12 protein-coding genes are annotated in these 12,896 nt (G+C 30.5%); 4 read left to right on the forward strand and 8 right to left on the reverse strand.

Annotated features, from left to right (window positions below):
* Window positions 1–131: 131 nt before the first annotated feature.
* A complete protein-coding gene (locus ACSIGE_RS08850) occupies window positions 132–1,139 on the reverse strand; it encodes an aspartate-semialdehyde dehydrogenase (RefSeq protein WP_440879514.1) in 1,008 nt (335 codons plus the stop codon).
* Between the two features lie 268 nt (window positions 1,140–1,407).
* Here ACSIGE_RS08850 and trhO point away from each other — a divergent pair, with 268 nt between their 5' ends.
* Both trhO and ACSIGE_RS08860 read left to right on the forward strand, forming a co-directional pair.
* Entirely contained in the window at window positions 1,408–2,439 is a 1,032-nt protein-coding gene (gene trhO / locus ACSIGE_RS08855; RefSeq protein WP_440879515.1) for an oxygen-dependent tRNA uridine(34) hydroxylase TrhO, read from the forward strand.
* A gap of 195 nt (window positions 2,440–2,634) precedes the next feature.
* Window positions 2,635–3,672 (forward strand): COX15/CtaA family protein, encoded by a 1,038-nt coding sequence (locus ACSIGE_RS08860; protein WP_440879516.1) that lies wholly within the window; start codon window positions 2,635–2,637, stop codon window positions 3,670–3,672.
* Window positions 3,673–3,762: 90 nt separating this feature from the next.
* Here ACSIGE_RS08860 and gldD read toward each other — a convergent pair whose 3' ends face one another.
* From gldD to mutY, 4 genes are all read right to left on the reverse strand, one after another.
* Window positions 3,763–4,311: a gliding motility lipoprotein GldD gene (gldD, locus tag ACSIGE_RS08865; protein WP_440879517.1), complete on the reverse strand. Its 549-nt coding sequence runs from the start codon at window positions 4,309–4,311 to the stop codon at window positions 3,763–3,765.
* Window positions 4,304–5,605, reverse strand: a complete 1,302-nt coding sequence (gldE, locus tag ACSIGE_RS08870; RefSeq protein ID WP_440879518.1) for a gliding motility-associated protein GldE — start codon at window positions 5,603–5,605, stop codon at window positions 4,304–4,306. The genes gldD and gldE overlap by 8 nt, the downstream gene beginning before the upstream one ends.
* A 19-nt stretch (window positions 5,606–5,624) precedes the next feature.
* Window positions 5,625–6,068, reverse strand: coding sequence for a single-stranded DNA-binding protein (locus ACSIGE_RS08875; protein ID WP_440879519.1), 444 nt, complete (start codon window positions 6,066–6,068; stop codon window positions 5,625–5,627).
* 70 nt (window positions 6,069–6,138) lie between these two features.
* Window positions 6,139–7,194, reverse strand: a complete 1,056-nt coding sequence (gene mutY, locus ACSIGE_RS08880) for an A/G-specific adenine glycosylase (RefSeq protein WP_440879520.1) — start codon at window positions 7,192–7,194, stop codon at window positions 6,139–6,141.
* A gap of 135 nt (window positions 7,195–7,329) precedes the next feature.
* Between mutY and ACSIGE_RS08885 the strand changes: the two genes are divergently transcribed.
* Both ACSIGE_RS08885 and ACSIGE_RS08890 read left to right on the forward strand, forming a co-directional pair.
* Window positions 7,330–7,620, forward strand: coding sequence for an HU family DNA-binding protein (locus ACSIGE_RS08885; protein ID WP_408029324.1), 291 nt, complete (start codon window positions 7,330–7,332; stop codon window positions 7,618–7,620).
* A gap of 313 nt (window positions 7,621–7,933) precedes the next feature.
* Window positions 7,934–9,472 carry an Rne/Rng family ribonuclease gene (locus ACSIGE_RS08890; protein ID WP_440879521.1) on the forward strand — a complete coding sequence of 513 codons (1,539 nt, stop codon included), beginning with the start codon at window positions 7,934–7,936 and terminating at the stop codon, window positions 9,470–9,472.
* A 117-nt stretch (window positions 9,473–9,589) separates the two neighbouring features.
* On the opposite strand, the gene purD is transcribed toward ACSIGE_RS08890, so the two are convergent.
* The 3 genes from purD to ACSIGE_RS08905 are packed head-to-tail and all read right to left on the reverse strand — an operon-like array spanning window position 9,590 to window position 12,577.
* On the reverse strand, window positions 9,590–10,867 hold the full coding sequence (purD, locus tag ACSIGE_RS08895; protein ID WP_440879522.1) for a phosphoribosylamine--glycine ligase: 1,278 nt from the start codon (window positions 10,865–10,867) through the stop codon (window positions 9,590–9,592).
* Window positions 10,868–10,927: 60 nt separating this feature from the next.
* Window positions 10,928–11,677: a glycosyltransferase gene (locus ACSIGE_RS08900; RefSeq protein ID WP_440879523.1), complete on the reverse strand. Its 750-nt coding sequence runs from the start codon at window positions 11,675–11,677 to the stop codon at window positions 10,928–10,930.
* The gene (locus ACSIGE_RS08905; RefSeq protein ID WP_440879524.1) at window positions 11,678–12,577 is read right to left on the reverse strand and encodes a sugar transferase; all 900 of its coding nucleotides are present in this window, start codon (window positions 12,575–12,577) and stop codon (window positions 11,678–11,680) included. It lies immediately after the preceding gene.
* Between the last annotated feature and the right edge of the window lie 319 nt (window positions 12,578–12,896).

Raw genomic sequence — 12,896 nt, forward strand, 5'->3', positions numbered from 1 at the left:
ATCCCCACAATTTGTGATTTTTTAAGCTATAGAATTGTTTACGCGAAGAAGATAAATTCGAATTTAGCATAAAACAAAAAGCCTTGGGCAATATAACCCAAGACTTTATAATAGTTTTTATATTTTTTGAACTATGCTAATACATTGTTTTTTATTAGTTTATTAGTCACTAAATATTCAGCTATCTGAATTGTATTTGTTGCTGCCCCTTTTCTTAAGTTATCTGCAACAATCCACATATTTAAAGCATTTTCCCTTGATAAGTCTCTTCTAATTCTTCCAACGAAAACTTCATCTTTACCTTCTGCAAAGAAGGGCATTGGGTATTGATTGTTTTCAATATCATCCTGAACAATAACACCATCTGTACTAGAAAGAATTTTTCTGATATCTTCAATATCATAATTAGTATCGAACTCCAAATTAACAGCTTCTGAATGTCCACCGACAACTGGTATTCTAACAGCAGTGGCAGTGACCCCTATAGTTGGATCATTTAAAATTTTATGGGTCTCTCGAACCAATTTCAGTTCCTCCTTGGTATAACCAGCCTCTTCAAAAACATCACAGTGCGGTAATGCATTTTTATGAATTTGATAAGGATAAGCAGCATCTCCTTCAATCCCTTTTGATTCATTTTCTAACTGTCGTACTGCTTTTACCCCTGTACCTGTTATCGATTGATAAGTAGATACCACAATTCTATTAATCTTGTATTTTTGGTGCAAGGGAGCTAGTGCTAATACCATTTGAATTGTAGAACAATTCGGATTTGCAATTATTTTATCATTTTCTGTTAATTCTGTTGCATTAATCTCTGGAACTATTAATTTCTTTGTTGGATCCATTCTCCAAGCTGAAGAATTATCAATCACCGTAGTTCCTACTTCTGCAAATTTTGGGGCCCACTCCAATGATGTGTTTCCTCCTGCTGAAAATAAGGCTATATCTGGCTTCATAGAAACTGCTGTTTCTAAACCAACAACTGTATAATTGGTTCCGTTAAATTCTATTTGATTTCCAACTGAACGTTCAGAAGCAACAGGGATTAACTCTGTTACTGGAAAATTTCTTTCAGCTAACACCTGTAACATTACATTACCTACCATTCCGGTAGCACCTACGACCGCTACTTTCATTTTTATTAATTCTTTTAATAATCAAACAAAACCTTTTTAAAAAAACAAAGGTTTCTTTTCTAGTTTGACTTGTTATAAACATATAATTACAAAGGTTTAAAAAATTCGCTATACTTGTATGAATAATCTATTTTTTTTTAAGCTAAGTTTAAAATCTTATCAAAAAAGAAATTAATCGTCTTATTTTAAACAATCAGTTCAGAAAATCAGTACCTTTGGCTCGTTTTTTTAAACACCCAAAATTTTGTTTAACTTTAAAAAGTATAGCATGCAACTGTACAACAAGTTAAGCGCACAAGAACGCGCAAAATTAATTGACGAAGCGGGAGAAGACCGTCTTACCATTTCTTTTTATCAATATCACAAAATACAAAACCCAACCCTTTTCAGAAATAAATTATTTATTGAATGGAATAAACTAGGTATTTTAGGAAGAACTTATGTTTCTTATGAAGGTATTAATGCTCAAATTTCTATTTCAGCAAAGAAGTTCTTAGAACTAAAAGAGCAATTAGATAATATTTCATTCTTGAAAGATATCCGTTTGAATGTGGCGGTTGAGCAAGACAACAAATCGTTCTTGAAACTCAAAGTAAAAGTTCGTGATAAGATTGTTGCAGATGGATTAAATGATGAAACATTTGATGTAACTGATAAAGGTGTTCACTTATCGGCTAAAGAGTTTAACGAAATGCTAGCAGATCCTAAAACTGTTTGTGTGGATATGAGAAATCATTATGAAAGTGAAATTGGACATTTTGATGGAGCTATTACTCCAGATGTTGATACTTTTAGAGACTCTTTGGACATTATTGAAGAAGACTTAAAAGACCATAAAGAAGATAAAAATCTTTTAATGTATTGTACTGGTGGAATTAGATGCGAGAAAGCTTCCGCTTATTACAAACATAAAGGGTTTAAAAACGTATTTCAACTTGAAGGAGGAATTATTGAATATACGCGTCAAGTTAAAGAAGAAGAACTTGAAAATAAATTTTTAGGAAAAAACTTTGTTTTTGATCACAGACGTGCTGAACGAATTTCAGACGATATCATCTCAAATTGTCATCAATGTGGAAAACCTTGTGACACACACACGAATTGTGCAAACGAAGGATGTCATTTATTGTTTATCCAATGTGATGACTGTAAAACAAAAACTGACAATACTTGTTCTCAAGAATGTCAAGATATTATTCAGCTTCCTTATGAGAAACAAAAAGAAATTAGAAAGGGGAAGCACGCTAGCAATAAAATTTTTAAAAAGGGGCGTTCTGAGGTTTTAAAATACAAAAAATAAAGATTTAAAATCAACGTATTAAAATTAGAGCTCATACGCTATGAATTTGTATTAAAATAATCAAGAGCTTTTGGCTCTTGATTAATTATTTACTTTTAATTAGAATTAATATAAATACATTTTGCTTTAGTTTTTTTTACCTTTGTTATAGCACAATAGTGTGTATTTCGATAGTTTAATAATACTTTTTTTCTTGTGAAGAAGCGATTTCCTTTAATTGTTAAAATTTCAATCATATCTGTTTATTTAATTTTTTTAGCAGGCTCAATTGTCCGAATGACTGGTTCTGGAATGGGATGTCCTGATTGGCCAAAATGTTTTGGATACTACATTCCTCCCACTTCTGAAAAACAAATTACTTGGCAACCAAACTCATTTTATAAAAAAGGAATGATTATCGTAAAAGACAAGACGTTATTCGTTGCTCAAAACAACTTAAAAACTGGAAAAGAATTCAGCCTATCAAACTGGAAAAAATATACTAAACATAATTACGCTAAATTTAATAAATACCATACATGGACTGAGTATGTTAATCGATTAGCATCTGTATTATCTGGCTTCGTATTTCTTTTTTTAATTTATGCTGCCTCAAAATTCTGGAAAGAAAATAAATCTATCCCAATACTAACATACATCGCATTTTTTTTCATGCTTTTTGAAGCTTGGCTTGGTAAAACTGTAGTAGACACCAATTTAAAACCGACTGTTATAACAATACACATGATTGTTGGTTTGCTTATAATAGCGATCCTATTATGGCTTCATTTCATCGTCAAAGACACTGAAAAAAACTATAGAAAATACGATAACTTATTCAACAAATTACTTATTATATCAGTTATTTTTTCTTTAATTCAAATAGCACTAGGAACACAGGTTCGTCAATTTATAGATGAACAAATAAAACTAAGTGGCTTCGAAAATAAACAATACAGTTTGATGAACCCTAGCTTTAAGTTTTACTTTCACCGCTCTTTTACAATTGCCATTGTCTTAGTGAATTTAAGCCTATTCTATATAAACCAAGTCAAGAGTTTAGGTTATGATATTATTAATTGGGTGATATTTTTAATATTCTTAGAGGCTATTACGGGTATTTTAATGTATTACGCTGAATTTCCAATAGGTACACAAGCAACACACTTACTAGCTGGAGCTATTTTATTTGGTATGCAATTTTATCTTTGGTTACAAAGCAAAAAGTCATCGGTAAGTAAATCTAATATGTGATTTTATTAAAAAGATAAGAAGTCTAGTTGTAAAATTTTACGTATTGTTGTTTTGGTAAATTAATACATAAAATTTCTATCTCGTTTTTTATTATCTCCATTTTAAACTCTCCATCATTTTAACCATGTCTTTTTTAATATATTCGACAGCTGGAAAAATCGAATCATAATTAGGTTTAGCATAAAAAAACAAGGCGCCTTTAATAAAATGCTTTGCGCTATCTGTAGCATGAAACTGAACCTGAGAAGCGGCATTACCCTCTATTTGACATAACTTTCCATATACCTTATGATTTGTATTAGAAAAATCTCTCCAAATTATGTTATCTGCTTTTACAGTATGTTCAAAAACTAACTTTTCAGCCTCCATAAATAATTCTTTTAAATTATTATTTACCGGTCTGTATGTGATATCAACAGAAGCTTTTAAACCAGGATATACAATTTTTAACCAATTCTTCGGCAATGCTTTGACAGAGGTATTTTCGTCTATTTCGAATACATAAGGTCGGTCAACATCCAAATCTTGGTAATTTTGACTTGGATATTCTAAACTTAAGTACGCTTTTTGCTTTGGAATATTATCTTCCCGACAACTTATTAAGATTGTTGCTACAAACAACAATATAATTTTATACATTTCTGGTAACTTTTACTTGCTTTATACGTCGCTTGTCCAGCGCTTCAATTATAAACGTATAATTACTAAAATTTATTTTCTCTCCTTTCTTTGGAAACTTTCCTGATGCTTCTAAAATTAATCCCGCCAACGTTTCACTTTCTCCCTTTTCTTTTTCAAATTGATCCTCGTTATCATCTTCCATCACTCTACAAAAATCTTTAATAGTAATTTTACCCTCAAAAATATAATTATTCTCATCAAGTCTAGAGTAAAATAAATCATCATCATCAAACTCATCGTTTATATCCCCAACAATCTCTTCTATCACATCTTCCAAGGTAACAATACCACTTGTACCTCCATATTCGTCAACAACAATTGCCAAATGATTCTTTTTTTCCTGAAACTCTTTAAGTAAATCATCTAACTTCTTATTTTCAGGAACAAAAAAAGGTTTTCGAACTAAACTCTGCCACTTAAAATTTATTTTATCTAAGTGAACTAGCAAATCTTTCGCATACAGCACACCTATAATATTATCTATATTATCCTGATAAACAGGATTTCTGGAATAACCATTTTTCAAAATAATTTTCAAAACTTCTTCATAACTGGTGTCTTCAGAAATTGCACAAACATCTGTTCTTGGCTTCATAATTTGGATAGTTTCCGTATTTCCGAATGTAACAATTCCTTCTAAAATTTTTTGTTCTTCTTTTGATGTTGAATTATTTGAAGTTAATTCAAGTGCCTGTGATAGTTTTTCAACAGACAAGTTGTTATTTTTATTTCCAAGTTTATTTTCTATACTACCTGTTACTCTTATTAGAGGAACACTCAATGGAGTCAGTAATCTACTTAAAAAGTTTACTGGTTTTGCCATGATATTTGCAAAAACTAAAGCCTTTCTATTTGCATAAACTTTAGGTAATACCTCTCCAAAAAGTAAAATCAAAAAAGTTACTAAAATAACTTCAACAAAGAATCTCAACTCCTTTGACACCTCTTTCAGCAAAAACTCTCCAAGTGAAGCAAATAATAAGACTATTAAAATATTTATAAAATTATTTGCAATCAAAATAGTTCCTAAAAGTCGCTTAGGTCTATCCAGTAGTTTAACAATTGTGCTTTTTCCCTTTGTTTTTTCTTTCAAATCATCAATTTCTGTTTGTGATATTGAGAAAAAAGCTATTTCTGCTCCTGATATTAAGGCTGAACAAAGAAGTAATAAAATTAGTATAATTAGCTTAATAACAATTATCCAATCTATATTTAATAGTAAAAATGAAATCGGTTCGGGTTCTGAATCCAAAATTTATAATTTAATTATTCTAGAATGGTAAATCATCGTCTTCATTTGGAATTGATGAAATACTATTATCTCTAGTTCTAGTTGGTATAATTTTTTGGTCCATCTTGGATGATGGATTACTAGGGTCTTTTTTTGTTGACAAGAATGTCATGTCCTGAACATGAATCTCAGTTGTGTATCTTTTTTGACCATCTATTTCATATTGCCTATTTTTCAATCTTCCTTCAACATAAACTTTATCTCCTTTAACAAGATATTTTTCACATATTTCAGCTAATTTATTTCGTACAACAATATTATGCCATTCGGTATTTGTAACCCTTTCACCTGATTGACGATTAGTATACGTTTCATTAGTTGCTATTGGAAAACGACCAATCGAATTTCCTCCCTCAAAATAATGCATTTTAACCTCATCTCCTAAATGCCCAATTAAAATTACTTTATTCACTGTTCCTGCCATAGCCAACACATATTTTCTTTATAGTCAAAGATACAAAATTTACTCTCTAATAAATTAAAGGATGATAACATTATTCTTTTTGTACCAATGTTTTTCTGTACTCCTCTATAAATTTTTCTATTAAAACTGGTACTGGTTTTTCTAAAATTTGCGACCAATTCAAATTTGCTTGATCGTTTCTATTTACAGAAATAATCCAAAATTGTGTGTGTAAGTGCTGGTGTGAGAGTTTGTGAATTATAGTCTTTTTATTGAACTTGTTAATAACACACCCTTCTAAATTCATTTGATTGAAGCATGAATTTTCAACGAGCTCATCAGCACTAATAATTTTCTTAGTTTCAATAAGTGGAAATTGATAAAGCCCTTGCCAGATCCCTTTTGTTTTGCGCTCTTCTAAAATGGTTTTACCATCGTCAGTATTTAAAACTAAAAAATTAAAAAACCTCTTTCTAATTTTCACCTTCTTCTCCTTAATTGGTAATTCTTTAACAAGGTCATTCTTAAAAGCAATACATTCAACAGAAAGTGAACAGTTTTCACATAGTGGTTTTTGTGGTTTGCAATTCAGGGCGCCAAAATCCATTATCGCCTGATTATAATTACCAGGTTCATTCCTGCTAAGCAAACTTTGCGCTAAATTTTTAAACTCTTTTATTCCTGCCACTGAATTAATCGGTGTACGAATTCCAAACACTCTTGAAAGTACACGATATACATTTCCATCTACAACAGCCACGGGCTCATCAAAGCAGATCGATGCAATTGCGGAAGCTGTATACTCCCCAACTCCTTTTAATTTTAGCAAATCTTTATAATTGGAAGGAAATACTCCATCTAACTGGTAAGCGACATGTTTTGCTGTATGGTGTAAGTTACGGGCTCTAGAATAATACCCCAAACCTTGCCAAAGTTTTAGCACAGTGCTTTCTTCTGCATTGGCCAAATCAAACACTGTTGGAAAAGCTTCCTTAAATCGCTGGAAGTACGGTAAACCCTGGGAAACTCGCGTTTGTTGAAGCATTATTTCGCTTAACCAAACGCTGTAAGGGTTTTTTGTTTTTCTCCAAGGCAAGTCTCTTTTATTTTGTAAATACCAGATGGTTAACTTTTTATCAAAAAACATTTAATCAAATTAATCCAACAAAGTTAGTGTAATTTGGGTGTTTTTTTTTAAATTTAACCTTTTCCGGAATAGATTAATTATCATATCTTTGCCTCCGCAATTTTCGCAGAAAACAAATAAAAAAAATATTATATAATGACAAAAGCAGATATCGTATCTAAAATTTCAGACAAAAGTGGAATTGAAAAAGCAGATGTTTTAGCGACTGTAGAAGCATTTATGGATGAAGTTAAAGACGCATTAGAAAATGGAGACAACGTTTACTTAAGAGGTTTTGGAAGCTTTATAATTAAGAAAAGAGCTGAAAAGACTGGTAGAAACATTTCGAAAAACACTACCATAAAAATACCTGCACACAATATTCCAGCTTTTAAACCTTCAAAAGTATTTACAGAAGGAGTAAAAACTAAGGTAAGTGTTAAGTAATACAATCTTGCAAATAAATTATTAACCAAAAAATCAAAATAAAGATTTTTTTTTAAACCAGTTTAAATATGCCGAGCGGTAAAAAAAGGAAGAGAGCTAAGATCTCTACTCACAAAAGAAAAAAAAGAGCAAGAGCAAACCGTCATAAGAAAAAGTAAGCTTTCGCTTACTTTTTCAGTTTGCTTTATTTAGCTTAGAAAAGTTCATTGACATTAAGGTTTAAACACCTTAAAAGGTATTAAAATACCTGTTTACAAATTCATAATCCGTCTTCGTGTATTGTTTTACACGTAGGCTAAAAAATTATACTCAGATGAAAACAGAGTTAATTATTCGTTCAAATTCTTCTGATATTGATTTTGCCTTATTAAGAGATGGTAAACTTATTGAATTAAACAAAGAAACAAACGATAATAAATTTTCAGTTGGAGACATTTTCCTTGCAAAAATCGGAAAAGTAATGACTGGATTAAATGCAGCGTTCGTAAATGTTGGATACCCCAAAGATGGTTTTTTACACTACCACGATTTGGGTCCACAAGTACAATCTTTGAATAAATTCATGAAGAAAGTAAGCACAGGTAAATTTAAAGAATTCACTTTAAAAAACTTTCGCTTTGAAGAAGACATTGACAAAGATGGAAGTATTAAAAATGTACTAAAATCAGGTCAGAATTTATTAGTACAAATTGTAAAAGAACCGATTTCTACCAAAGGACCACGTATAAGTTCAGAGTTATCAATAGCGGGTAGATATTTAGTTTTAGTTCCTTTTTCCAATAGAATATCAGTTTCTCAGAAAATAGCTGATAATACAGAAAAAGAGCGCTTAAAAAGATTAGCAAAAAGTATAAAACCAAAAGGTTTTGGACTTATTTTACGTACTGTTGCTGAAGGAAAAAAAGTAGCAGAACTTGACAAAGATTTACAAAATTCACTAGATCGTTGGAAAAATATGTGTAAGCGAATTCCAAATTCAAATACACCAACAAAAATTTTAAGTGAATTAAATAGAGCATCTTCCATTTTAAGAGATGTTATGAATGATTCTTTTACAAGTATCGTAACAAACGATGAAGCTTTAGTTCAAGAAATTAAAGAATATTTAGGGGAAATTTTCCCCACAAAAGAAAATATTGTAAAACTTCATAGATCACAAGCCCCAATATTTGAAAAATATGGTATTGAGAGGCAAATAAAAACATCGTTTGGTAAAACAGTTTCTATGAGTAAAGGTGCTTATTTAGTAATTGAGCACACTGAAGCTTTACACGTTATCGATGTAAACAGCGGTAACAGATCAAATAAAGCTTTAAGTCAAGAAGAAACTGCTCTGGAAGTCAACTTAATTGCCGCATCAGAAATAGCAAGACAATTGCAATTAAGAGATATGGGCGGTATTATCGTAATTGATTTCATAGACATGAAAAGTTCTGAAAACAGACAAAAATTATACCAACATTTAAAAGAAGTAATGTCTTTAGACCGTACAAAACATAAAATCTTACCTCCTAGTAAGTTTGGTTTAGTACAAATTACAAGACAACGTGTAAGACCTGAACTACACATAAAAACAAGAGAACCCAACCCTAATAAAAATGGAGAAGTTGAAGCTCCTATAGTATTATTAGATAAGTTCGAATTCGAATTGGAAAAATTATTTAACAGAAAAGAAGGTTTTAAAAATGTTACGCTAAACGTGCATCCTTTTGTAGCTGGATATTTGACTAAAGGAATGAACTCAATTCGTTTTAAATGGTTCTTAAGATATAAAAAGTGGATAAAAATTTTACCAAGAGATGCTTACCTATACTTACAATATAAGTTTTCATATACTAAAAATAACAAGTAAGGTAAAGTCTTATTATGAAATTAACCCCCTTTCAAATAAATTGAGAGGGGGTTTTATTTTGTTTATCAATTTAAAAAAATAATACAAATGCTAAAAATCATCGAACGTATAATTCATTTATTTCAAATCAAATCCAATATCCGATCTGAAATTCATTTTATCAAAAGCTATTTTATCAATATTTCTATAAGATTTATCCAAAGCTTCCTCTATAGAATTTCCAAAAGATGTAATAGCCATTACTCTTCCTCCACTGGTAACAACTTTACCTTCTTGATCAGAAGTCGTACCTGCATGATATACGATCGAATCTTTTATTGAATCATATCCTGTGATTTCCTTTCCTTTTTCATAGGATTCTGGATATCCACCTGAGACCAACATTACTGTAGTTGCAGTTTGAGTCGTTACTGAATACGTTTTCATTTCCAACGTTTGATTAGCCACACCCTCAAATAAATCAACTAAATCCGATTGAATTCTTGGCAATACAACTTCAGTCTCTGGGTCTCCCATTCTAACGTTGTACTCAATAACAAAGGGCTTCCCATTAACATTCATCAAACCGATAAAAATAAATCCACGATAATCAATACCATCTAATTGTAATCCCTTAATAGTCGGTTTAATTATGGTTTCTTCTACCTTACTTAAAAACTGGTCATTTGCAAAGGGAACAGGCGAAATAGCTCCCATTCCCCCTGTATTTAATCCCGTATCTCCTTCACCTATTCTTTTATAGTCTTTTGCAGAAGGTAAAACTTTATAACTCTTACCATCTGTAAGTACAAAGACAGATAATTCTATTCCATCTAAGAACTCTTCAATTACTACTTTTGACGATGCTTTACCAAACTTATTATTGGACAGCATTTCCTCCAATTCGATTTTTGCTTCGTTTACATCATTTAAAATTAACACGCCTTTTCCTGCAGCTAAACCGTCTGCCTTTAAAACAAATGGAGGCTGTAATGTGTCGAGAAATAACTTCCCTTCCTCTAGCGTTTTACTTGTAAAAGATTTATACTTGGCGGTTGGTATTTGGTGTTTTTCCATAAACTGCTTGGAAAAATCCTTACTACCTTCCAACAAAGCGCCATCTTTTTTAGGACCAATGACTGAAACATTTCTCAAAGCTTCATCACCTAGAAAAAAATCGTGAATTCCTTCAACTAAAGGAGCTTCTGGACCTACCACAACCATATCAATATTGTTTTCCAACACCATCTCCTTCACTGCATGAAAATCAGTTAAACTAATTGATATATTAGTCGCTATTGTTTCGGTACCTGCGTTTCCAGGTGCTACAAATAAGTTATTAATTCTTTCACTTTCAGATATTTTTTTTGCAAAAGCATGTTCTCTACCTCCAGATCCTAATATTAAAATATTCATTTCTTGTGTGTTGTTTTGTTGGTGCAAATATAAGTATGACTGAATTAGTTCTCTTTATAATCATGTCCATTTTTTAAAATATTTATATGCTGATAAGAGATGGATTAAAAAAAGTTTTATTTGCTTTGAAGACCCCTTACGATGTATATGTTTTATCTGAACTTCAGGAAAATACAAAATTTGTTCATTATTCTGATAAATTTTTCTACACAAATCAGCATCTTCTAAATAAAGAAAATAACGTGTATCAAATCCAGATAAGCCAACAAATCTATTGGTCTTAAAAAGCATAAAACACCCATAAATAAATTCAGGCATAAAAGGCCTGGTTAAATCTAAGTTTCTATACTCTCTATTTTTAACATATTCGCTATTAATACCCAACCTTCTTGATAAAAGCTCCTTAATTGTTGGATGTTTACGACATGTATACTGTAATTGTCCATTATTATCAACAACTCTAGGAGCGATCATTATGATGTTTTTATTCGCTTTTAAAACACTTATTAACTTCTTAAGAATTGCTCCTTCAAACTCTACATCTGGGTTTAAAATAAGATGATAATCTGATTTATATTTTATTCTTTCTATAATTTGATTATGTGCTTTCCCAAAGCCTAAATTTTTATCATTTTTAATATATTTAATTTCCTGCTGCTCTTTAATAAAATGGCTCGGTTTCGGTGAATTATCAATAACATACATAATTTTGGAAAAAGGAATACTCAAAAAACTATTGATTATTTTACCTAAAACCACATTATTTTCATTAAAAATAACCATAGAACAAGTCAACTTAACTTTATTCATTTAGCACGCATTTTCATCTCCTTTCAAAAGGTTATAAATAGTTTTAATTATGATACTTATATCTAACCCTAATGATCTTTTTTTAATATAAAAAACATCTAGTCTAATTCTATTTTTTATATCTGCTTTTTTCCTAATTTTTCCTCTATATCCACTTACCTGAGCCAAACCTGTAATACCTGGCTTTACATCATGTCTGTGTATATAATTTTCGACTTCTTTTTGGTATTCTTGAGCCAATCTTTTCAGGTGAGGCCTTGGACCTACAACACTCATTGAACCATAAAGAACATTTAAAAATTGAGGAAGTTCATCTAAACTATTTCTTCTCAAAAACGCTCCAACTTTTGTAATTCTTTTATCGTTACTATCCGCACTTCTATTATCAGTAAGACTATTCGAATACATTGATCTAAATTTATAACAAATAAACTGTCTTCCATGGAGGCCTTCTCTATGTTGCTTAAATATAACTGGTCCTTGTGACTCTATTTTTATGAAAATAAATATTACTGGGTATAACCACGATAAAACAAAAACACATACTAATATTGAAAAAAATATATCAAATATTCTTTTTAGTAACCTACTTCTCATTAATTCAAAAGATGTATTTTCTACTTCATCACTACCTATTGACACCTCATGATTTTTTGATACTGCTTTTTCACCTACTAAACTACTTGAGAGAAATCTATACTTCCAGTCTTTTTTATTTTTTAACCAATGCTTTTCTTTCGACTTTATAGGTAATTCATTAAAATTTGAAGTTAAATATTTAAGCCCATTCGGCTTATTTTTTATTTGATACAAAAATCCTGCTGTTCGTAATGGGTTTGTACAAATTAATTCTATAATTATCCTGAACACCTCTTCCTCAAAATAAAAATTTGTTTTCAACAAAGGTCTATTTACAACAGTTCTATTTTTTAATATATAAAACTCAATAAAGGGTATAAAAAGTAGTAATAAAACAAGTGATACAAAGTCCCCTAATTCATTTTCTTTCAATACATTTTTAGCATAAAATAAAAAAAACACTAGATAATTAAAAATTAAAATAAGTAACCGAATTAAAGATGTGTTTAAACATAATTTAGCTACGAATACATATATACTCAAAAGGTAAATGATAAAAACTAAAGTAATAGCTTGCAGATAAAAAATCAAACCAGTATCGACTATTTTTGTAGAAACAAAAAACCCTATGATTAGCACA

Source organism: Tenacibaculum profundi, assembly GCF_052050075.1.
Lineage (GTDB): Bacteria > Bacteroidota > Bacteroidia > Flavobacteriales > Flavobacteriaceae > Polaribacter.